This window comes from Olivibacter domesticus (assembly GCF_900109575.1).
In the GTDB taxonomy this organism is placed as follows: Bacteria; Bacteroidota; Bacteroidia; order Sphingobacteriales; family Sphingobacteriaceae; genus Olivibacter; species Olivibacter domesticus.
The window spans coordinates 114,110-135,512 of sequence record NZ_FOAF01000012.1 but is presented as its reverse complement, the minus strand read 5'-3'; the positions used below and the strand labels follow the sequence as shown (position 1 = coordinate 135,512).

At 36.5% G+C, this 21,403-nt stretch carries 20 protein-coding genes; 13 read left to right on the top strand and 7 right to left on the bottom strand.

Going from position 1 to position 21,403, the window contains the following annotated elements; genetic code table 11:
- Positions 1 to 226: 226 nt before the first annotated feature.
- From BMY50_RS25605 to BMY50_RS25595, 3 genes are all read right to left on the bottom strand, one after another.
- A complete protein-coding gene (locus tag BMY50_RS25605; protein WP_093331801.1) occupies positions 227 to 610 on the bottom strand; it encodes an SRPBCC domain-containing protein in 384 nt (127 codons plus the stop codon).
- A gap of 111 nt (positions 611 to 721) precedes the next feature.
- Positions 722 to 1,336 (bottom strand): hypothetical protein, encoded by a 615-nt coding sequence (locus BMY50_RS25600; protein ID WP_093331769.1) that lies wholly within the window; start codon positions 1,334 to 1,336, stop codon positions 722 to 724.
- Between the two features lie 138 nt (positions 1,337 to 1,474).
- Positions 1,475 to 1,888: a GNAT family N-acetyltransferase gene (locus BMY50_RS25595; RefSeq protein ID WP_093331763.1), complete on the bottom strand. Its 414-nt coding sequence runs from the start codon at positions 1,886 to 1,888 to the stop codon at positions 1,475 to 1,477.
- A gap of 176 nt (positions 1,889 to 2,064) precedes the next feature.
- Here BMY50_RS25595 and BMY50_RS25590 point away from each other — a divergent pair, with 176 nt between their 5' ends.
- Complete coding sequence (locus BMY50_RS25590; RefSeq protein ID WP_093331759.1) at positions 2,065 to 3,270, top strand: porin; 1,206 nt, start codon at positions 2,065 to 2,067, stop codon at positions 3,268 to 3,270.
- Positions 3,271 to 3,347: 77 nt separating this feature from the next.
- On the opposite strand, the gene pruA is transcribed toward BMY50_RS25590, so the two are convergent.
- Positions 3,348 to 4,982, bottom strand: coding sequence for an L-glutamate gamma-semialdehyde dehydrogenase (gene pruA, locus BMY50_RS25585; protein ID WP_093331754.1), 1,635 nt, complete (start codon positions 4,980 to 4,982; stop codon positions 3,348 to 3,350).
- Positions 4,983 to 5,100: 118 nt separating this feature from the next.
- Here pruA and lpxK point away from each other — a divergent pair, with 118 nt between their 5' ends.
- From lpxK to BMY50_RS25560, 5 genes are all read left to right on the top strand, one after another.
- Entirely contained in the window at positions 5,101 to 6,174 is a 1,074-nt protein-coding gene (lpxK, locus tag BMY50_RS25580) for a tetraacyldisaccharide 4'-kinase (protein WP_093331751.1), read from the top strand.
- 6 nt (positions 6,175 to 6,180) lie between these two features.
- Complete coding sequence (locus tag BMY50_RS25575) at positions 6,181 to 6,996, top strand: purine-nucleoside phosphorylase (protein WP_093331747.1); 816 nt, start codon at positions 6,181 to 6,183, stop codon at positions 6,994 to 6,996.
- On the top strand, positions 6,996 to 9,059 hold the full coding sequence (locus BMY50_RS25570; RefSeq protein WP_093331742.1) for a putative porin: 2,064 nt from the start codon (positions 6,996 to 6,998) through the stop codon (positions 9,057 to 9,059). Before BMY50_RS25575 ends, BMY50_RS25570 begins: the two co-directional genes overlap by 1 nt.
- A 339-nt stretch (positions 9,060 to 9,398) precedes the next feature.
- Complete coding sequence (locus tag BMY50_RS25565) at positions 9,399 to 9,836, top strand: peptidylprolyl isomerase (protein ID WP_093331739.1); 438 nt, start codon at positions 9,399 to 9,401, stop codon at positions 9,834 to 9,836.
- 30 nt (positions 9,837 to 9,866) lie between these two features.
- Complete coding sequence (locus tag BMY50_RS25560) at positions 9,867 to 10,316, top strand: DUF5606 family protein (RefSeq protein WP_093331734.1); 450 nt, start codon at positions 9,867 to 9,869, stop codon at positions 10,314 to 10,316.
- A 306-nt stretch (positions 10,317 to 10,622) separates the two neighbouring features.
- Here BMY50_RS25560 and rlmH read toward each other — a convergent pair whose 3' ends face one another.
- Positions 10,623 to 11,096, bottom strand: coding sequence for a 23S rRNA (pseudouridine(1915)-N(3))-methyltransferase RlmH (gene rlmH, locus BMY50_RS25555; protein WP_093331730.1), 474 nt, complete (start codon positions 11,094 to 11,096; stop codon positions 10,623 to 10,625).
- A gap of 231 nt (positions 11,097 to 11,327) precedes the next feature.
- Between rlmH and BMY50_RS25550 the strand changes: the two genes are divergently transcribed.
- From BMY50_RS25550 to fabG, 7 genes are all read left to right on the top strand, one after another.
- On the top strand, positions 11,328 to 12,203 hold the full coding sequence (locus tag BMY50_RS25550) for a DUF3078 domain-containing protein (protein ID WP_093331725.1): 876 nt from the start codon (positions 11,328 to 11,330) through the stop codon (positions 12,201 to 12,203).
- Positions 12,204 to 12,317: 114 nt separating this feature from the next.
- Entirely contained in the window at positions 12,318 to 14,135 is a 1,818-nt protein-coding gene (locus BMY50_RS25545; RefSeq protein ID WP_093331720.1) for a MutS-related protein, read from the top strand.
- Between the two features lie 369 nt (positions 14,136 to 14,504).
- Positions 14,505 to 15,476 carry a ribonucleoside-diphosphate reductase small subunit gene (locus BMY50_RS25540; protein ID WP_093331716.1) on the top strand — a complete coding sequence of 324 codons (972 nt, stop codon included), beginning with the start codon at positions 14,505 to 14,507 and terminating at the stop codon, positions 15,474 to 15,476.
- 124 nt (positions 15,477 to 15,600) lie between these two features.
- Positions 15,601 to 17,979 carry a ribonucleoside-diphosphate reductase subunit alpha gene (locus BMY50_RS25535; RefSeq protein ID WP_093331712.1) on the top strand — a complete coding sequence of 793 codons (2,379 nt, stop codon included), beginning with the start codon at positions 15,601 to 15,603 and terminating at the stop codon, positions 17,977 to 17,979.
- A gap of 91 nt (positions 17,980 to 18,070) precedes the next feature.
- Entirely contained in the window at positions 18,071 to 18,283 is a 213-nt protein-coding gene (locus tag BMY50_RS25530; RefSeq protein WP_093331708.1) for a cysteine-rich CWC family protein, read from the top strand.
- On the top strand, positions 18,284 to 18,670 hold the full coding sequence (locus BMY50_RS25525) for an acyl-CoA thioesterase (RefSeq protein WP_093331704.1): 387 nt from the start codon (positions 18,284 to 18,286) through the stop codon (positions 18,668 to 18,670).
- 177 nt (positions 18,671 to 18,847) lie between these two features.
- The gene (fabG, locus tag BMY50_RS25520; protein WP_093331697.1) at positions 18,848 to 19,591 is read left to right on the top strand and encodes a 3-oxoacyl-[acyl-carrier-protein] reductase; all 744 of its coding nucleotides are present in this window, start codon (positions 18,848 to 18,850) and stop codon (positions 19,589 to 19,591) included.
- 35 nt (positions 19,592 to 19,626) lie between these two features.
- Here fabG and BMY50_RS25515 read toward each other — a convergent pair whose 3' ends face one another.
- Both BMY50_RS25515 and eno read right to left on the bottom strand, forming a co-directional pair.
- Entirely contained in the window at positions 19,627 to 19,923 is a 297-nt protein-coding gene (locus BMY50_RS25515; protein ID WP_093331687.1) for an FtsB family cell division protein, read from the bottom strand.
- Positions 19,924 to 20,026: 103 nt separating this feature from the next.
- Complete coding sequence (gene eno, locus BMY50_RS25510) at positions 20,027 to 21,319, bottom strand: phosphopyruvate hydratase (protein ID WP_093331684.1); 1,293 nt, start codon at positions 21,317 to 21,319, stop codon at positions 20,027 to 20,029.
- Positions 21,320 to 21,403: the final 84 nt, after the last annotated feature.

Here is a 21,403-nt window from a genome sequence, read left to right as displayed (position 1 = left end):
AGCATTGCTGTACGGCCCTTTTTTTGTTACAGCCCAATGAAGTGGAACACCTTCCCTTCTTCTGTAAAAATATCCCTGCACATATGCTTTCCCGGCCGCTATTGGATAATCTGTGCTATCTTAAATAAGTGAGGAGATCCCGACGGGGATATGCACGCAGAGAGCGGCCCCGGCACTAAAACAAAAGGGAGTGGTGGAACAGGGAAGGGAAAGATGCTGTCTCTTCTTAATCTTCTTTAAAGAAATCGGTCAGGGAAGCCAGGTATACCCCGTCCCAGCCTTCAGCAATACCGGCATATTCTTCCTCGGGTATATTGCTATGAATTAGTTCGAAAGAAGTTCCCTTTTTATGTGGATGTAATTTAATGGTAACGATAGATTTTTCCTGTTGATCACCAAAATACCATTCTTGCACTATTTTTTTACCATAGTCAAAGCTTATATTTTTGCCTACAATACTACCGCCCCACATAGAAAACTCTGATTGCTCTTCGGCTTTCATTTCAACCTCATCTCCTGTCCATAGGCGTATAGCTTGCTCATTTATTAATGCAAGATAAACTTCTTCTGGTTCTGCAGGAATTTCGTAGTATTTTTTGAATGTTTTCAGTGTCATGATAGAAAATTCTTGTTCGCGAATAATAGATGAAATTTATATGGCTAATGGTATACTAACTGTTTTTGGTTTAAGTGTATAACTCAGCGGTCACTTATCCTGATATTATTTTATTGTAGTTTCAATGAAATAAAGTAACTCTTTGTTAGCTTCACGATAAGCTTCGTATAAAGCCTTTTTTGCCGTTAAGGAGCCTCCAATATTAGGCCTTGATACTATATTCGCGATATTTCTTGTTAGTGTTTTATGTTCATCTGTCCTAAAATCATCAATAACTACATGAAAACCAGCAACTGAATTCCATTTGTTTTTAGGTAGTATTCCCCAATTGAAATTTCCTCCGGGATTTCCAATGGCAGTTGATACATCAGTTCCAGACGCCGAATGGTAGGCAGATATTGCAATCTTTATTGTAATTTTATTTTTTTCACTATCTTGGTGATACTTGCTACTGTCAAGAATATTAATGATGGCAGAAGGATAGGTGGAAACGACCGTATTGGCTATAATATCTACTAAATCTTGGGAATTGCACTCAATCTTCGTCGTATCAGTAATAACTCTTGTATCTGAAATAACAACATTTATATTAATACCTTTCAATTTATCATTAGGAGAGCTTAATTCAGTTTCGGGCGGGCACCACACGTATATTTTTTGAGCGGAAACAAAAAGGCCTAAAAATATACATACACTGAATAATAAAATTTTCTTTGTCATGATAATTGTCGGTTGATCAATTTAATGTTTACTAAAATACTATTTTATGCACAAATATCCTTATTTCTGCTATTTTTATCGATTTATTCGAGAGAATTGTGCTTATTCTGCATATAAATGAGAATAACTGTATCTGAATTATAAGTCAAGCGTTTTTGCCATACGAATATATTCTATATCATTATTGACAAAGGGGTTACCTATTCCGGCGAAACCATGCTTTTTATAAAATTTAATAGCACTTATTCTAGCATTACACCAGATGTTAAGAACACCTTGTTCTTTGGTATAAGTTAAAATAAAGTTTAATAACGTAGATCCATAACCTTTTCCCTGATAGTTTCTGTCAGTAGCAAATTTTCTGAATTGTGCTTCTGTGCCCTCAATGAACAAGGAAACAACTGAAATTAATTTATTATTATCGTAAAGCCCAAAATGTAAGCCATTGTCATCTTCTTTTAAAATCACATGCTCGATGGGTTGATTGGGGTATAGTACTTCCTGCCTTAGTCGACGTGTTACTAAAGGATGGATTTGTTCAATAACTGACATAAAATATTTTTTGCAAAAATAGTGTTTTTATATGCTTTGGAGAGCCTTTCCGTTAATTTGTTTGAAAATGTAGGTTATCTAAATATAAATAAATTGTAAATAATAAAATAGTTAATATGCTGTTAACATTAAATTAATATTAACTAGATATTTTAGCCACCATTATTAGTATTATTATGAAGATATCCCAGTTATCCAAAGTATTTTTCTTTCTGCTATTTTCTTGCTTGGCTAATGAGGCGTTTGCACAAAGAGAACGTGATGAATTCCCGACATTGAAAGATTTTAGAGGATTACAGTTTAAATCCAAAGATTCCACTATTTATATGAACTTTCGTTTTCGAATGCAAAATCGACTAGGTGCCTATACGGTAGATGGCGATAATCTGGGTATCAGAGAGTTTGATGCGCGCGTGAGGCGATTACGAATGCGCGTAGACGGTTATTTATATTCGCCGAAATTTTCCTACACAATACAGCTAGCTTATACAAGAAGTGATCAGGATTTTGATGATACAGGTGTTGCAAATATTGTAAGAGACGCCGTTGTATTCTACAATTTTACTCCAAATTTCTACGTGGCATTTGGTTTAAATAAATTGCCAGGCAATAGGCAAAGGGTTAATTCTTCTGGCCAATTACAGTTTGCCGATCGGTCTATTGTAAACGCTGCCATGAACATTGATCGGGATTTTGGGATAAAAGCATATTACAAAAATAACATCGGTACAGCAGTTTATCATTTGAAAGCAGCTATTACAACCGGGGAAGGCCGTGTAGCCAACAATACGGATAAAGGATTGGCTTATACAGGTCGGGCTGAAATTTTGCCATTGGGTGCTTTTACGAAAGATGGCGACTATTCTGAGGGAGATTTGATGCGAGAAGAGACACCAAAATTATCAATGGGTGGAGGACTTAGTAAAAATTTCGAAACAACGAGAAGTGGTGGACAGATAGGTTACTATTTATATGCCCCTGTTGATCTTACAACATATTTTGCAGATGCAATATTTAAGTATAGTGGATGGGCATATCAATTTGAGTATATAAAACGTACTGTGGATAATGCTTTAACCTATAATGATGAGGGTGATGTAAAGTATGCTTTTAATGGACAAGGGATAAATCAGCAGGTTTCTTATCTTTTTAAGAATAATTATGAGATAGCAGGGCGTTATTCATGGTTAGAACCGGGAGAGAGTATACAATCATTTCAGCAGGAAACGGAGATTGTAGAACTTGGTGTAACTAAATACTTGCATGAGCATCGTATTAAACTTCAACTCAATGCAAACTATCAAACAAAACAAGGTGTTTTTGCGCTGGATAATAAGGGAAATAGATGGGGTGGTGTTTTTCAAGTTGAACTAGGTATCTAAAAGATTTTAATTGGATAAATTAAAAGCGTAAGATCATGAAATACCTTACGCTTTTATTCTTTTGCATCAGACCTCACTTACTCTTGTTCTAAAAAAGGATATCGATAATCTGTAGGAGAGTTAAACGATTCTTTTATTGTGCGAGGTGACACCCATCTTAGTAGATTGATCATTGAGCCAGCCTTATCGTTTGTACCTGATCCTCTAGCACCGCCAAATGGCTGTTGGCCAACAACTGCTCCTGTGCACTTATCATTTACATAGAAATTTCCAGCTGAATTCTTGAGTGCGGAACTTGCTTGTGCAATTGCATAGCGGTCTTGCGCAATAACGGCTCCTGTAAGCGCATAGATGGAAGTTTTATCAACCAAATGCAGCGTTTCCTCCCATTTGTCATCTTCATAGATGTAAACCGTTAGCACAGGGCCAAAAAGCTCTTCACGCATGGTGACATAGTCTGCTTTTTTGGCTTCAATTACAGTGGGATGAATAAAATAACCCTCACTTTTATCATAAGTACCGCCAACAATGATTTCTGCGTCTTCATCAATTTTAGCTTGATCAATATATTTCGCTAATTTATCGAAGGATTTTTCATCTATAACGGCATTAATGAAATTGCCAAAATCTTCTGTAGGCCCAATCTTGAACGATTTAATATCCTCGATCATTAAAGCTTTCATTTCCGGCCATAATGAACTAGGGATGTAAACTCTTGAGGCAGCGGAGCATTTCTGTCCCTGGTATTCAAAAGCGCCTCTTACGACAGCTGTGTTAGCAACTTTGACATCTGCAGAAGGATGCACTAAAATAAAATCTTTTCCACCTGTTTCTCCAACAATTCTTGGGTAGCTTCTATATTTATGGATATTGGTACCTATCGTTTTCCAGATTTCCTGAAATACAGCGGTGGAACCTGTAAAATGAATTCCAGCAAAATCCGGATGGTTAAAAATAACATCTCCGGCGTCAGGGCCGTGTGCAAATATTAAGTTTATAACACCCGCTGGAACTCCCGCTTCCTGGAAAACCTCCATAAGTACGTGAGCAGCATAGATTTGCGTATCGGCCGGTTTCCATACGACTACATTTCCCATCATCGCTACACAGCTCGGTAAATTTCCTGCAATTGCAGTGAAATTAAATGGTGTAATAGCAAATACAAAACCTTCTAATGGGCGTTGCTCCAATCTGTTCCAAACGCCACTTGAAGAAACAGGTGGTTGCTGTTCGTATATTTCGGTCATATACTTAACATTGAAGCGCAAGAAGTCAATAATTTCACATGCCGAATCGATTTCTGCTTGGTAAGCATTTTTAGATTGTCCGAGCATGGTAGCAGCGTTTAATTTATAACGATATTTTCCTGCTATTAAATCTGCCGCTTTTAAGAAGATAGCAGCGCGCTCTTCCCATGCTAGATTTTCCCAATTTTCCTTCGCAGATAAGGCTGAATTTATGGCCTCTTCAACATGTTTCTTATCTCCTTTATGATAATAACCAAGTAAATGTTTGTGGTTATGTGGTGGTCTAAGTTCTCCTTTAATCCCGGTGCGTACTTCTTTACCACCAATGAGCATTGGAATGTCTGCTTGTTTAGCTCTCGCTACCTGCAAGGCTTCTTTCAGTAAAGAACGTTCTTTACTTCCGGGGGCGTAAGAATATACTGGTTCATTTATAGGGGTTGGGACATTGAAAAATCCTTTTAACATAATAAATTAATTTAGTTTTTGATGCAATGCAAAGTTACCAAAAGCAAGATAGCTGTGCAATTGAAATCGATATTTAGGCTTATGTTTGTTACCTTTGTTACCTTGATTGCCATAATAAATGAAAATACTGCGTCTCTTTTTAATACCCTTCTCTCTTATTTATGGAGGTATATTGTTGTTGAGACATTTTCTGTATGATAAAGGGCTGTTCAAAAGCACTAGTTTTAATAAACCAGTCATCGTTGTTGGAAATCTAATCGTAGGAGGAGCGGGTAAAACTCCGATGACTGAGTACTTAATACGCTTGTTGTCTACTAAATATAAACTGGCAACATTGAGTAGAGGATACGGGCGAAACACTAAAGGTTATCTAGTTGTGGAAACAAATTCGGTAGCCACTGAAACTGGAGATGAACCCCTACAGTTTAAGAAAAAATTTCCTTCTATTACAGTGGCTGATTGTGAAAATAGGGTGACAGGGTTAGCGAAACTAATGCCAGATCACGAGGTTTTTATATTAGATGATGCTTTTCAACATCGGGCATTAAAGGCCGGGATTTCTATTCTTTTATTCGATTTCAATAGTTTATATGAGACGAAATTTCTATTGCCTTCAGGGAATTATAGAGATTTGTTTTCGAGAAGACGTCGAGCTGATATTATTGTTGTTACCAAGTCTCCTGTAGCGTTAAGCGAACGGGATAGAAAGCAAGCGATTGAGAAGCTTGATCTTAAAAAAAACAATTCAATATTCTTTTCAAGTATTAGCTATGCAAGTCCAGTGGCTTTATCCGCAAGCGTGCCGACTTATGATGGGGCTGATCAAAAGAAAATAATAGCCATTTCGGGAATAGCAAACCCTACACCATTTCTTGAATATCTGAAAGGGGTCGGTAAGTTGATAGATTCAATTATCTTTCCGGATCATCATCAATTTAGTAATAAAGATATACGAAATATAGTTAAGATTTGGAAAGGATTTCATCAGGAGGCGATATTGATTACGACTGAAAAAGATGCGATGCGTTTGCAACAACCAGATTTATTACCTTTACTTGAGGAACTACCTCTTTATTATATTCCAATACATACTGTGTTTCATCAGGATGATGAAAAAAGATTTAATGAATTAATTAATGGCGAAGTTTCAAATATTTTGCAGAATAACGATAAAACAATAAAAAAGAATTAGGAACCTATGTATATGTCTTTAAGCGAAACAGTAAGCTTTATACAGCAAAAAATCGGATCATTTAAGCCTGACGTCGGAATTATTTTGGGTACAGGCTTAGGGGGCTTAGTAAAAGATATAACTATTGAACATCAATTGATGTATGCCCATATTCCAAATTTTCCGGTATCCACCTTAGAGTTCCATTCGGGCAAGCTGATTTTCGGAATATTAAATGGAAAAAGAGTTGTTGCAATGCAGGGTCGGTTGCATTACTACGAAGGATATAGCATGCAAGAAATAACTTTTCCCGTACGCGTATTGAAATTGTTAGGTATTGAAAAATTATTTGTGTCTAATGCGTCTGGATCGCTTAACCCTTCCATTAAAAAGGGTAACTTGGTTTTTATCGAGGATCATATAAACTTACTACCTGATAGTCCTTTAAGAGGACCGAATAACGAAGAGTTTGGCCCTCGCTTTCCTGACATGAGTGCTCCTTACGATAAAAATTTAATTAAAGCTGCAATAAAAATTGCCGAGAGTAATAACATAATAGCCCATCAAGGCGTTTATGTTTCTGCACCTGGTCCGAATTTAGAGACTAGAGCGGAGTATAGATATATGAGAGCAATAGGTGGTGATATTGTAGGAATGAGTACTGTACCGGAAGTAATTGTTGCTAATCATATGTCTCTACCGGTATTTGCTGTTTCAGTTGTGACAGATGAAGGATTTCATGAAGACTTACAACCTGTTTCAATTGATGATATCATTGCAGCAGCAAATGAAGCCGAACCCAGTATGACTTTTATTTTAAAAGAATTAATAGCTTTGCCCTAATGACTAAGCAATTGCGCAATTACTTTTTATTGTTTCTTTTATGTTTTGTGATTACTCCCATTTTTGCGCAGGAGCAAGAGGAGTGGGGCAGTGATTTAGATTCTTTAAGGCAAGCCGAGGAAGCTCAACAGGATTCAATTATATACAATGCCTCTTATATTCGTTATACTACACTAGATCGTTTAAAGACAGGAACCTTTACTATTCCGCTTGATACTACGCTTAAGGGTTTTCAATACTACAACCCACAGTATAATCCGCGTAATCCTAGTATAAATCTAGGTAACTACGGATTGGCTACCCGAGATCTCCTCTTTAATCCTTCTACCGAAATTGGATTCAGAACAGGTTTTCATAGCTTAGAAAGGTATTTGTTGAATCCTGATTCAATTCGCTATTATCGGGCGAGAGCACCCTATTCAGAACTTTATTTTGTTTCGGGGGATCAGGTGTTTAGCGCAAAAATAGCGCAAAATATCAAACCAAATTGGAGTATAGGTGCCCTTTTTAATGCTTCACTGGCAAGGGGGATATTCACAAATCAACGTTATAATGATATCCAGCCAGCAATTTATACTTGGTATGAGTCGAAAAATCATCGTTATAACCTCTTGTCGAATCTCGTATTTAACACCATGAATGCTACTGAAAACGGATCCATACTAAATGATTCGATCTTCACGGCACCGCTGGAAAACTCACTAGATGCACAAGAAGCTCGGCTAAGACAACAAAGAGAACAGCGGCCAAGAAATACTTGGACAGATCACACCTTCTTTCTAAGGCAAAGTATGTTCATTGGTCGGCTGGATACTTTGAACAAGGGAACGCAAGAGCAGCAAATTTTGCCGACAATAGCTGTAGCGCACACATTGAGGTTAAATCAGAAAAAATTTAAATTTTTTAAGAATGAAAGCGACCCTAATGGCGCACTTCCTTTTGGTGGGACGGATCTAACAAATGACTCCACTATGCTTACGACTATCTCTAACGACTTTATGTATAGTTTTTCGCTAAGAGGTAAATCCGTTTCTTTTATTAAAAATGAGATCAAGTTGGATGTAGGATTGCAACATGATTTGATGTTTTATAAGCAAGGGCGCGATTCATTAACACTTGAAGATGCTGATGCATCTAGAACTGCTAGCGATATGTCATTCCAAAATATTACGCTGAAGGCCGGATTGGGATACAGGCTTAGTGATCGTGTAAATATAATAGGAGATTTTAGGCAAATTATTACAGGGCGTAATTTTGGTGATTTTCATTATGGGGCATCTGCCAATTTATTATATAATAACACTGTTGGAAGATTAGTATTAAGCGGCTATTTTCAGAACCAGTCTCCTGAGTATAATTTTGAGTCTATGAATTATACATACCATAAATGGCTGAATGAGGATTTAAGCAAAATAAGAACGACCAACTTGTCCGCTACCTATGAAAATCCAAGATTTAAATTTTCGGCAAAGGCAGAATATTATCTGATTAATAATTATACCTATTACAAAGAAGTAGATAATCCGAATCACGACAGTAGGTTATTTCGAGTGATAGAGGTGGCGCAGCATGGGGCGCCTATAAACTTATTAAGATTTACCTTAGGAAAGGACTTCACCTTCTTTGAAAGGTGGCATTTTGACAATTATGTAGTTTATCAGAAATCAGATTTTAATAATATTCTACAGACTCCCGAATGGTATACCTGGCATAGTTTCTATTATAACACGACCTTGGTTAAAGTTATCAATCTAAATATAGGTTTTGACGTTAGATTTAATACTCCCTATGTTGCGCCATCTTATGCAATCAATGTTGGACAATTTTATTTACCCTATTATGGCGGAACAGATGTAAATGAGAACGAGGTGAAGCCCGTGGAATTCTCAACCTACCCAATTGTAGATGCATGGCTTACTGCCACTCTAAAAAGGACAAACTTTTTCTTGCGTTATGACTATGCCAATAAAGGTTTGTTTTCCAATGGATATTACACTGTTAGACGTTATCCAATGTTACCTCCGGGCTTACGTTTTGGTGTGAGTTGGAAGTTTTATGATTAGCTTTAGCCGATGGCGTTTTCTCGGGAAAAACCTTTAAAAATAGAACGTTTAATTTTATCAACATATTCTACCGCTAGCGCGGGGGGGGACTTTTTTTCCTTGATGAAAAAAATAACAAAAAAATCAAGGCTTCACGGCCTTCACTAAAAATGGTTTTCCCCCACTTGTTCCATGGAGCCGTTTCGCTACGCTCACTTGTCACAGAACTATCCTCACCCACTGAAACCATTTTTCAATGCTTATTCCGTGAGGCCGTCCTATCATACCCTGCGAATAAAGATAATTTTAAGCGCACGAAATGCTAGAAATGATTACCTTTGTCGATTAACGAAATTGGATATGAGTAAAGCAATTATAAAGACTGAAAAAGGAGATATGACGGTGCAGTTCTATGATCAAGATGCACCAGGTCACGTAGCAAATTTTATAAAATTAGCCAAATCTGGCTTTTATAATGGAACAGTATTTCATCGTGTTATTCCAGATTTTGTAGTTCAAGGAGGCGATCCAACCGGAACAGGTGCTGGTGGACCGGGCTATTCGATTGATTGTGAGTTGGATGGGGAAAATCAATATCATGATAGAGGTGTTTTGTCAATGGCACATCGTGGTAGAAATACGGGAGGTTCCCAATTTTTTATTTGTCATAGCAGAAATAATACGGCACATCTAGATAGAAACCATACTTGTTTTGGAAAAGTTGTGGAGAACATAGATGTAATAGACGATATTCGTCAAGGAGATAAAATTGTAAGTATAGAGGTTATTGAAGAATAGGTATAATAAACCTTCAAAAAAGACGAGATAATGAATTTAAGAGGAGTAGTTTCCGTTACGGGAAAAACGGGTTTGTTTAAATTAGTGGGACAAAATAAAACTGGCTTTATTTTAGAAAGTTTAGATGAGAAAAAAATAAAGACTGTAGTTAATATTTCTACAGCCAAAATGGCATCTTTAGAAGATATTACCATTTTTGGAGAAGACGGTGATATTAAACTTGTTGATGTGCTTGAAAAAATAAAAGAACTTTCTTCTACTTTGCCTGATACAAAAAAAGACGGCGGCGATAAACTTAGGGCCTTTTTTAAACAAGTTGCTCCAAAACATGATGAAGATCGAGTTTATACGTCCGATATAAAGAAGATCATTAATTGGTATGGGATATTAAAAGGATTCCCCCTTTTCGAAGAAGAAGCGCTAGCGCCACTTGAAGGGAATACTACCAATGAAACGGAAACAGTTGACGAGACAAAATAGTTTCCATTAAAGGAGATTTGAAGGTATATAGAAGAATTGAGATTTTTCTATATACCTTTTGTTTTTTTATGGCTTACTTCTGGTTTTTTATAAAACAAAAATAATAAATGCCATTACTGCTAAACCGATAATAATCATAAGCCACATACTTTGACTCTCTCGACTGGTATTACCTCCTTTAAACCGATATTTTCTTGTGCTTGGTAATTTCATAATATCTCCCTTTTATCAACCTTATCCGTATAATACTGCTTTACGGTTATTTGTTTGATGAATTTTTTGAATAATTCCATAAATTAAATGAAATTATTCATGATGATAAGGCTCACCTCTTAAGATGGTGTATGCTCTATATAGCTGTTCGATGAAGAATAGCCTAATCATTTGATGTGAAAATGTCATGCTTGATAAGGATAATTTACTTTGAGCACGATCATACATGCTATTGTCAAAACCGTAAGGACCACCAATAATAAAAACCAAATGCTGTGTACTACTTATCATTTTTTTGTCTAGATATTTTGCGAAATCAATTGACTTAAAAATGCTTCCTCTTTCATCTAATAAAACTACCGTGTCTGTTGCATTGATCTGCTTTAATAGCTGCTCGGCTTCTTTTGATTTTTGTTGTTCTTGCGTTAAATTTTTGGTGTTTTTTATATCAGGTATGATCGTTAATGTAAAATTAACATAGTGTTTAAGTCGGTTAACATATTTTTCGATACCCATGTTTAAATAGGATTCGTCCGTTTTTCCAATACATATTAATGAAATCCTCATAGATGGAAACTGCTTGTTTCTTGCAAAAGTTATTAAGAAATACAAATTAACTGATTATCAATAAAAAAATGCACAATTTTATACTATTAAAATGATAATTGCGTTTATTTTTTAACTTTGCAGAAATTTAATTAAAATAATGCTTTCGTCTGTACCAATATTCACGATGGTATTGTTTGTTTTTAGTTAATTGGTGGCTGACTTAACAGCACCTTATAAACACAAAATTCTATGAAAAAGATTTTACTGCTATCAACCTTCATCCTATGTTTAATGTTGAGTATTAAAGCTCAAGAGACTCCAGTAAGCGATTCCACATGGAAAATTCATGGTGAAAACACTTTTTTAATTAATCAGAGCACCTTTTCCAATTGGGCAGCAGGAGGAATTAACTCCTTATCTGGAAATCTAGTGTTAAACTACGATTTCAATTATAAAAAAGATAAATGGAGCTGGGATAATAAAGTGTTAGCAGGTTTTGGATTGACGAAGCAAAAAGATTTAGGCTGGCGCAAAAACGATGACCGTATCGTTTTAAACAGTTTATTAGGATATCAAATGAAACCAAGATGGATGTATACCTTTTTTATGAATTTCAATACCCAGTTTGCTAGCGGTTACGAATATCCTGCTGAAGGTGGGAGGAATTTAATTTCTGCTGGTTTTTCACCCGCTTATTTGAGTTTTGGACCAGGTATTGCTTACAAAGAATCTGATAATTTTAGGTTTAATTTATCACCAGCATCGCCAAGGTTTGTTTTTGTAACGAAAGATGGCTTAGGCGAGCGATATGGCCTTGACCCTGGAAAGAAAAGTCGTTTAGAGTTTGGTGCTTCTTTTGATGCGTACTATAGAAAGGAAATTGTACAAAATATAGGTATAGAAAATATCTTGCGGTTATATTCTAACTATTTAGAAGATCCAAAAAATGTAGACGTCGATTATACCTTGAATTTGTTTATGAAAGTAAACCGTTTTGTAACTGTAAATGCGGGTGTACAGATGATCTATGACGATAATACACTTATACCGAATGATGAAGGTAGAGAGGTGGCTGCATTACAAGTAAGACAAATCTTCGGAGCAGGTCTTACTTATAAGTTCTAGTTACCACCTAACGTAATTTTTACCTTAAAAAATCCCAATTCTCTTATAGAGGTTTGGGATTTTTTAATGAAACACCCTTTCATAAATTGCCATTAAATATTATCTTAGGAAACTATGGATATTCCTATTTTAACTCTTTATCAAGAAAAATTAAGTGTTGCCAAAACGGAAATTGACAGACTTGAAAGTTTAAGTAATCGCTATTCAATCGCTAGATTAGTACTTATCATTCTTGGTGGTGCAATTATCTTTATGGTGGTGCAAACCGAGCTGGTTTGGTTGACATTGCTAACTTCGTTTATCGTTTTACTTATTTTTATAGGGCTTGTTGCTAAGCAAAGTAAGCTTGATAAACAAAAGGAGGATCGTGAAGATGAACTGCTGGTTGCTCAGAATGAGTTAGACCATATAGAGGGCAAAGACGGGATTTATAACGATGGAAGTCAATTCATAAATGATAAACATCCTTATAGTAGTGATTTAGATCTTTTTGGTCAGAAATCCTTATATCATAAAATCAACCGCACAGCCACTCCTGAGGGCAATAATATTTTGGCAACCTGGCTTTCCGATACTTCCGTGAGAGACAATATCCTGTTAAGGCAAGAAGCGGTGAAAGAGCTTGTTGAAGATCCGTCCTGGTGTTTGAATACGCTCGCTCGTCTAGTATTTTCTTTAAAGGAGAAGAGAGATTTTAAATCTATGTTGATAAATTATCTTAATAAATCTTACTATGATTTTGGAAATAAAACATTACAGTTATATACAAAGCTAAGTCCGTGGTTCATTTTGGGCTTTTTATTACTATCCACCTTCTTCAGCATGTTTCTGCAAATTGCGGTTTTTCTAATTGCTATTAATGTTCTTTTGACATTAGGTTATGCACGTAAAGTTACCCTGGTAGCTGAAGGGATTGGTAAGACAGGTAATCTGCTAAAGCGATTCGGAAGGGCATTTGCCATTATTGAGAACAGGGAATGGTATAGCAAACTGTTTTGCGAAATGTTGCTACTAAAGAGCGGCAATAAAAATAGCCAGCCAGCAATTTCTAAGACAATTGAGGAGCTAGGTATTCTGATTAATAAGTTAGATTATCGCTTGAATATTTTTGTTTCCATGTTTTTGAACGGCTTCTTACTGTGGGATTTTAGACAAGTGTTTGCAATAATTAAATGGAGAAAGTCCCATCAATATGAGATGGCTCAAGTTTTCGACGATTTAAGTACCATGGAGGCGCTAATAAGTATTTCTTTACTTAAAATAAACAACCCTTCCTGGAGCTGGCCTATTATTTTAAGTGGACATGAACATCGTTTTCAAGCGAAGGAGCTAGGACACCCTTTGATTAGTCCGACGGTTTCCGTAGTAAACGACTATACGTTGGTAGATCATCGGATAGCATTAATTACAGGGTCCAATATGGCCGGCAAAAGCACCTTTTTGCGAACAGTTGGAGCCAACGTAGTTCTTGCTTTATGTGGTGCTCCAGTTTATGCAAAGGAGCTACACTTGTCGGTAATGAATTTAGTGACCTATATGCGAATTCGCGACTCGTTAAATGAAAGTACTTCCACTTTTAAAGCCGAATTGAATCGTTTGGAGATGATTTTGCAAGTAGTGTCTACGATTAAAAACACCTTTTTTTTAGTAGATGAAATGTTAAGAGGAACTAATTCCGTGGATAAATACTTAGGTTCAAAAGCGGTGATCGAAAAACTAATAAAAGATGGGGGGGTGGGCATTGTGGCAACACATGATTTACAGCTTGCCAGACTGGAAGAAGAATATCAGAATTATTTAAAAAATTATCATTTCGACATACAGGTTATCGATGGTGAGATGCTTTTTGACTATCAACTAAAAGAAGGTGCATGTACTATCTTTAATGCATCTATGCTGCTTAAAAAAATAGGAATTGATATCTCTGTATAATTTGCTTAGATGTTAATTGTTTTTTTATGGATATAATGTATTCATTTTTAGTTAGTTGATTTGTTTTTGTGAATAACTAACATGATGTGCAAAACTTACGTTATGGCTGCCAGCTTTCAAAACCTATATTTGTTATAGTATCAAAAAACAGTTTTTTGATACGCTTATTTGGTTGCTTTCTCAGCCGTTTCGCTCTTATCCATAGATAAATCATAAGTGCCGAGTACATATTTTAGGTTCCAAGCCAAATAAGTTGTTAATCAAATTTTTTAATTTTTATTCTTAACAAGGTGACTAAGGGGTTAAAACGAAATCAGCCATAAGGAAGCAGTATCTACTTTAAGTATCCGTATAATAAAACATAAAATTATGAGCCAAGAAAATGAAGTATTGTTAAGAGAGAATAAAGACCGCTTTGTAATCCTACCAATAAACTATCCCGCTATATGGGAAATGTACAAAAAACATGAGGCAAGTTTTTGGACGGCAGAAGAGATCGATTTATCAGGCGACATGAAAGACTGGGCCAATTTAAACGATGGCGAACGTCATTTCATTACACATGTGTTGGCATTTTTTGCAGCCAGTGATGGAATCGTTAATGAAAACCTCGCTATCAATTTTATGAGCGAGGTGCAGTTACCAGAGGCTCGAAGCTTTTATGGTTTCCAGATTGCAATGGAAAATATTCATTCTGAAACGTATGCTTTACTTATAGATACCTATGTAAAAGATCCTGTTGAGAAGGATAGACTTTTTCATGCGATTGAAACAGTTGATTGTGTTAAGAAAAAAGCTGAATGGGCATTAAAATGGATAGAAAATGGTTCATTTGCCGAACGATTGGTGGCTTTTGCGGCAGTGGAAGGAATATTTTTTTCCGGAAGTTTCTGCTCGATCTTTTGGCTGAAGAAAAGAGGCTTGATGCCCGGACTGACCTTTAGTAATGAGCTGATTTCTCGAGATGAGGGATTACATTGCGAATTTGCCTGTTTGCTTTATAGTATGCTCGAAGCTAAGCTATCAAAAGAACGTGTGCAGGAAATTATAATCGATGCTGTAGAGATAGAGAAAGAATTTATCACAGACGCGCTCCCTGTTAAATTAATAGGTATGAATGCTGAGCTAATGAAACAGTATATAGAATTTGTAGCGGATAGATGGTTAGTGGAGCTGGGAAATGCGAAGTACTATAATGCTACCAATCCTTTTGATTTTATGGAGTTAATATCTCTTCAGGGAAAAACAAATTTCTTTGAGAAACGCGTAGGCGACTATCAGAAGAGCGGTGTGACCGGCGAAAAAGGAAAAGCAAGTTTTTCTTTAGATGAAGATTTTTAAAAGTAGAAGATAGCTAGCGTATCAAGACGAGACTTATCATTTACTTTTAAATTAGACGTTTAAGGAATATCTGGATATTAAGATTAAGATAAGTAGTGAGTACCGTATACTAAATACTAAAAATATGTTCGTAATCAAACGTGATGGACGATCAGAGTCCGTAAAATTCGACAAAATAACTGCCCGCATAGAAAAATTATGTTATGGCTTGAATCCTGATCTTGTGGATGCGATAGATGTTGCTCGTAAGGTCATAGAAGGTTTGTATGACGGGGTAACCACATCTGAGTTAGATAATTTGGCGGCTGAAACGGCAGCGTCATTGACTACTAAACATCCAGATTACGCTCTGTTGGCCTCACGTATAGCCGTTTCTAATTTACACAAGAATACAGTTAAATCTTTTTCTGAGACGATGACACTGTTATATAATTATGTAGATCCTAAAACGAACAAGCCCGCGCCACTTATTGCTGATGATGTATACGAGGCGATCCGTGACAATTCGGATGTTTTAGATAGCCACATTATATATGACCGCGATTTTAGTTTTGACTATTTTGGATTCAAGACACTGGAGAAATCGTATTTGCTAAAGTTAAATGGAAGAATTGCTGAGCGGCCTCAACATTTGTTTATGCGTGTGGCTGTAGGGATACATAAAGACGATATTGAAAGTGCGATCAAGACATATGATTTATTAAGTGAGCGTTGGTTTACACATGCAACACCTACCTTGTTTAATGCCGGTACTCCAAAAGCTCAAATGTCATCTTGCTTTTTATTGACAATGAAGGATGATAGTATTGAAGGGATATATGATACGTTAAAGCAAACTGCAAAAATTTCTCAAAGTGCTGGTGGTATAGGGCTAAGTATCCATAACGTTAGGGCTACTGGTGCTTATATTAGTGGAACAAATGGGACGAGTAATGGTATTATACCAATGTTACGCGTATTTAATGATACCGCTCGGTATGTTGATCAAGGCGGAGGCAAAAGAAAAGGGGCTTTTGCGATTTATTTAGAACCTTGGCATGCCGATGTTTATGATTTTATTGATTTGCGGAAAAACCATGGAAAAGAAGAAATGCGCGCACGAGACCTTTTCCTGGCGCTATGGGTCTCTGATCTGTTTATGAAAAGAGTAGAAGACAATGGGGATTGGAGTTTGTTTTCTCCAGACGAAGCTCCCGGTTTAGCAGAATGCCATGGCAAAGAATTTGAAAAGCTTTACGAGCAATATGAGAATGAGGGAAGGGCTCGTAAAACGGTAAAGGCGCAAGATTTGTGGTTTGCAATTTTGGATGCTCAAATTGAAACGGGGACTCCGTATTTATTATATAAAGATGCCGCAAATGGAAAGTCCAATCAGCAGAATCTTGGTACAATCAAAAGCTCTAATTTATGTACCGAGATCATTGAGTACACTTCATCTGATGAAGTAGCTGTATGTAATTTAGCATCGCTGGCACTACCACGATATGTAGAAAATGGGAATTTTGATCACGAGAAATTGTTCGAGATTACTTATCAGGTAACAATAAATTTAAACCGTATTATTGATAACAACTACTATCCCGTAGAGGAGGCTAAAAATTCTAATTTACGACACCGTCCAGTAGGTTTAGGTGTTCAAGGTTTGGCAGACACCTTTATATTAATGCGAATGCCTTTTGAAAGCGAGGAGGCTAAGCAGTTAAATAAAGACATTTTTGAAACGATCTATTTCGCGGCGATGACGGCCTCCAAAGATCTTGCAGTAAAGGAAGGTCCTTATGCAAGTTTTAAAGGTTCTCCTTTATCTAAAGGGAAATTTCAATTTGATTTGTGGGGTGTTACACCAGATAGTGGTAGATGGGATTGGGACGCCTTAAGAAAGGAAATTAAACAACACGGTGTTCGTAATTCGCTATTGGTAGCACCTATGCCAACGGCTTCCACTTCACAAATATTAGGCAATAATGAGTGCTTTGAGCCCTATACTTCGAACATTTATACTAGAAGAGTTTTAAGCGGAGAATTCGTTATTGTTAACAAACATTTATTACGTGACCTTGTTGAGTTGGGACTCTGGAACAATGATATGAAGAACCGTATTATTTCTGCAAATGGATCGATTCAGGATATTGCTGAAATACCTGTAGACATAAAAGAACTGTACAAAACTGTTTGGGAAATAAAGATGCGAAATATCATCGATATGGCTGCCGATAGAGGGGCCTTTATTTGTCAATCACAATCGCTTAATTTATTTGTGAACTCTCCAACTACAGCTAAGTTAACATCTATGCATTTTTATGCATGGAAAAAGGGGCTTAAAACGGGTATGTATTATTTACGTACACAGGCTGCAACACAGGCGATTAAATTTACGGTAGAGAATCAGGGAGGTAAAAATATGGAGCCTGTAATTCCTGCCAAAATTGAAGCGGTAGAAGATGACATACCTACAGGAGCAGTGTGCTCCATGGAAGAAGGATGTATTTCATGTGGATCTTAAGAGATTTTTTTTAGTTAATATGGTGAACCTCCTAGGCTTAGTTCCTTAGGAGGTTTTTTTATGTCAGCCTATTCATTAACTTTGCACTATCTTGAACTCACCTTATATTAAACATGAGATTGTTGCATGTGAGCGATGTTATACCCTTATAGAGTGTCGTGCAAACTCCTATGCTAAATGTCAGTGCAGTATTGTTGATTTATCAATTAATGAAATGCAGTTTATTAGCGAGCAATATGACGGATGTTTATGTGCAAAATGTTTAGGAGAATTGAAGGAGCAGTATCATCAACAGACTATATAAATGACACTCGAAGAAAAAATTAAAAAATCAGAAACAAGAATATTTAAGGCAGTTTTCCCTAATACAACGAACCACTACGATACACTTTATGGCGGTACAGCGATGGCCTTAATGGATGAAGTTGCGTTTATTACAGGGACTCGTTTTTGTAGAAAAAGATTAGTAACCGTCTCTTCAGATAGAATAGATTTCACAAAACCTATTCCCGCAGGAACGATTGTTGAACTAGTGGGTAAAGTAGAGCATGTTGGACGAACAAGCCTAAAAATTGGCGTTGAAATCTTTGTGGAACAAATGTATGAGGAGCACAGAGAGCTAGCTATAAAGGGTACATTTACATTTGTTGCAATTGATCAGGACAAAAATCCTATAAAAGTGATTGATTAAACGTTTGATTGTTAAATGGGTATAGATAATGAATTAATTAACCGAATGATAGCGCTTAAATTCACTGTATTATCCTCACGGTTATGGTTAGTTTTCGCTAACTGAAGGCCGATTAAATTTCAAAGTTCTAGTGAATGTGTTATTTTTAGCGTTTAAAATTAAAAATTAAGAAAACGAATGAAATTACTTGAAGGTAAAATAGCACTTGTAACAGGTGCTTCCAAAGGGATTGGAAGGAAAATTGCTGAAAAATTTGCTGAACAAGGAGCTAATGTTGCTTTTACTTATCTATCGTCGGTAGAAAAAGGGCAAGCGTTAGAACAGGAACTGCAAGCCTTTGGTACAAAAGTTAAAGGATACCAGTCGGACGCTTCAAAGTTTGATGAAGCAGAGCATTTAATAAGTGAGATCGTAAAGGAGTTCGGAACCTTAGATATTGTTGTTAATAATGCAGGAATTACGAAAGATGGTTTACTAATGCGCATGACGGAGCAGAATTGGGATGATGTTATTGATATTAATTTGAAATCTGTTTTTAATATAACCAAAGCAGCGTCAAAAGTAATGATGAAAGCGAGGAGGGGTTCTATTATCAATATGAGTTCTGTCGTAGGTGTACAGGGAAATGCTGGGCAAGCTAACTATGCTGCTTCAAAAGCAGGGATTATTGGTTTTTCAAAATCTGTTGCAAAAGAGCTTGGATCACGCAACATCCGCACAAACGTAATTGCTCCCGGTTTCATCCGCACCGAGATGACAGATGTATTAGATCCTAAGATAGTGGAAGGATGGGAAGCGAACATCCCATTAAAACGGGCAGGAGAAACGGAGGATGTTGCGAATGCCTGTTTATTTTTAGCTTCTGATTTATCTTCTTATATAAATGGACAGGTCTTGTCTGTTTGCGGAGGGATGTTGTAATTAAACATGAGAGAAGTAGCAGATAGATTGACGGTCTATTTGCTGCTTGCATCTACTATAATAAAAACATCCTCGTTGTCTTTTTTCATGAGATATTTTTCTCTAGCAAATTTTTGCAATCGTAACGGATTTGTAGTAAGCTCTTCTAAATCTTTTTTAACAATTGCAGTTTCTTTTATATAAAACGCTTTTTCTTCTTTTAAATTTTTAAGATGGGATTGATATTTATATTGTGAAGTAATATCATTTCTGTCAAAAAATAACATCCATACTACGAAAGCTATCGTGGCAATAAGGTACTTGTTTCTTGCTATATTAAAGATGTTTCTCAAGATATCATTCGTTTTATATATACAAACCTAACTTAAAAAAATATTACAAACAAAAAAACCTGCATTATAATGCAGGTTTTTTTGTTTGTAATATTTCTTATGCCTATTTAGCAAACTTAAAGCTTTTGCCTAAAAATTTAGCATTATTGCCCAATTCTTCTTCAATACGAAGTAATTGATTGTATTTCGCCATTCTGTCGGACCTGGAAGCAGACCCAGTTTTGATTTGGCCACAATTAAGCGCAACGGCTAAATCGGCTATAGTAGTGTCTTCTGTTTCTCCCGAACGATGTGACATTACGGAAGTATATCCATTGGTTTGAGCTAAAGATACTGCATCAATGGTTTCTGTTAATGAACCAATTTGATTTACTTTTACTAAAATAGAGTTAGCTGTATGCGTATCGATACCTTTCTGCAGACGTTTCACGTTGGTCACAAATAGGTCATCACCCACCAATTGAACTTTATCTCCAATTTTTTCAGTCAGCAATTTCCATCCGTCCCAGTCATTTTCGTCCATTCCGTCTTCAATAGATATGATAGGATATTTCTGCGTTAGTTGCGCTAAATATTCAGCTTGCTCAGCACTAGAACGAACCGCGCCTTTATCACCTTCAAATTTTGTATAATCGTAGTTGCCATCTTTAAAGAACTCTGATGAAGCACAGTCGAGTGCCAAGCATATTTCTTCCCCTGGTTTATAGCCAGCCTTTTCAATTGCTTTCAAAACAGTTTCAATAGCATCTTCAGTTCCATCGAATGTAGGAGCGAACCCTCCTTCATCACCTACAGCTGTAGATAATCCGCGATCATGTAAAATAGCCTTCAAATTATGAAACACTTCAGCTCCCCAACGTAATGCTTCAGAGAATGAAGGAGCACCAACAGGCATAATCATAAATTCTTGGAAAGCAATAGGTGCATCAGAGTGCGAGCCACCATTTATGATATTCATCATCGGAATAGGCAATGTGTTGGCATTTACGCCACCTATATAGCGGTACAATGGTTGGCGACTTTCTTGTGCAGCAGCTTTAGCGACCGCTAAAGAAACACCTAAAATAGCATTAGCTCCTAGATTTCCCTTGTTTTCAGTTCCATCGAGCTCAACCATGATTTTGTCGATAGCGTTTTGCTCAAACACATCAATACCTTCTAACGCTTTGGCAATTTTTGTATTTACATTTTCTACGGCTTTTAAAACGCCTTTTCCTAAATATTTAGACTTGTCGCCATCACGTAATTCTACCGCTTCGTGCATACCAGTAGAAGCACCAGAAGGTACTGCAGCACGGCCAACAAAACCATTTTCGGTGGTTACATCTACTTCGATTGTTGGGTTTCCACGCGAATCCAATATTTGTCGCGCATGTACATCAATAATTAAACTCATTTTGAATAGTTTTTTAATATGGGTTTGAGCTATCTTCGTGTATAAAACACACGAAGTCTAATTCTACTTCAAATATATTCTTTT

What these genes read in the sequence shown, in the direction of transcription:
- BMY50_RS25550 (WP_093331725.1), top strand. Translation starts at nt 11,328, where the DNA reads ATGAAAAAGATTTTACTGCTATCAACCTTCATCCTATGTTTAATGTTG.
- BMY50_RS25575 (WP_093331747.1), top strand. Translation starts at nt 6,181, where the DNA reads ATGTATATGTCTTTAAGCGAAACAGTAAGCTTTATACAGCAAAAAATC.
- pruA (WP_093331754.1), bottom strand. Translation starts at nt 4,982, where the DNA reads ATGTTAAAAGGATTTTTCAATGTCCCAACCCCTATAAATGAACCAGTA.
- BMY50_RS25590 (WP_093331759.1), top strand. Translation starts at nt 2,065, where the DNA reads ATGAAGATATCCCAGTTATCCAAAGTATTTTTCTTTCTGCTATTTTCT.
- BMY50_RS25540 (WP_093331716.1), top strand. Translation starts at nt 14,505, where the DNA reads ATGAGCCAAGAAAATGAAGTATTGTTAAGAGAGAATAAAGACCGCTTT.
- lpxK (WP_093331751.1), top strand. Translation starts at nt 5,101, where the DNA reads ATGAAAATACTGCGTCTCTTTTTAATACCCTTCTCTCTTATTTATGGA.
- eno (WP_093331684.1), bottom strand. Translation starts at nt 21,319, where the DNA reads ATGAGTTTAATTATTGATGTACATGCGCGACAAATATTGGATTCGCGT.
- BMY50_RS25545 (WP_093331720.1), top strand. Translation starts at nt 12,318, where the DNA reads ATGGATATTCCTATTTTAACTCTTTATCAAGAAAAATTAAGTGTTGCC.
- BMY50_RS25535 (WP_093331712.1), top strand. Translation starts at nt 15,601, where the DNA reads ATGTTCGTAATCAAACGTGATGGACGATCAGAGTCCGTAAAATTCGAC.
- BMY50_RS25595 (WP_093331763.1), bottom strand. Translation starts at nt 1,888, where the DNA reads ATGTCAGTTATTGAACAAATCCATCCTTTAGTAACACGTCGACTAAGG.
- BMY50_RS25560 (WP_093331734.1), top strand. Translation starts at nt 9,867, where the DNA reads ATGAATTTAAGAGGAGTAGTTTCCGTTACGGGAAAAACGGGTTTGTTT.
- BMY50_RS25570 (WP_093331742.1), top strand. Translation starts at nt 6,996, where the DNA reads ATGACTAAGCAATTGCGCAATTACTTTTTATTGTTTCTTTTATGTTTT.
- BMY50_RS25565 (WP_093331739.1), top strand. Translation starts at nt 9,399, where the DNA reads ATGAGTAAAGCAATTATAAAGACTGAAAAAGGAGATATGACGGTGCAG.
- fabG (WP_093331697.1), top strand. Translation starts at nt 18,848, where the DNA reads ATGAAATTACTTGAAGGTAAAATAGCACTTGTAACAGGTGCTTCCAAA.
- rlmH (WP_093331730.1), bottom strand. Translation starts at nt 11,096, where the DNA reads ATGAGGATTTCATTAATATGTATTGGAAAAACGGACGAATCCTATTTA.
- BMY50_RS25600 (WP_093331769.1), bottom strand. Translation starts at nt 1,336, where the DNA reads ATGACAAAGAAAATTTTATTATTCAGTGTATGTATATTTTTAGGCCTT.
- BMY50_RS25525 (WP_093331704.1), top strand. Translation starts at nt 18,284, where the DNA reads ATGACACTCGAAGAAAAAATTAAAAAATCAGAAACAAGAATATTTAAG.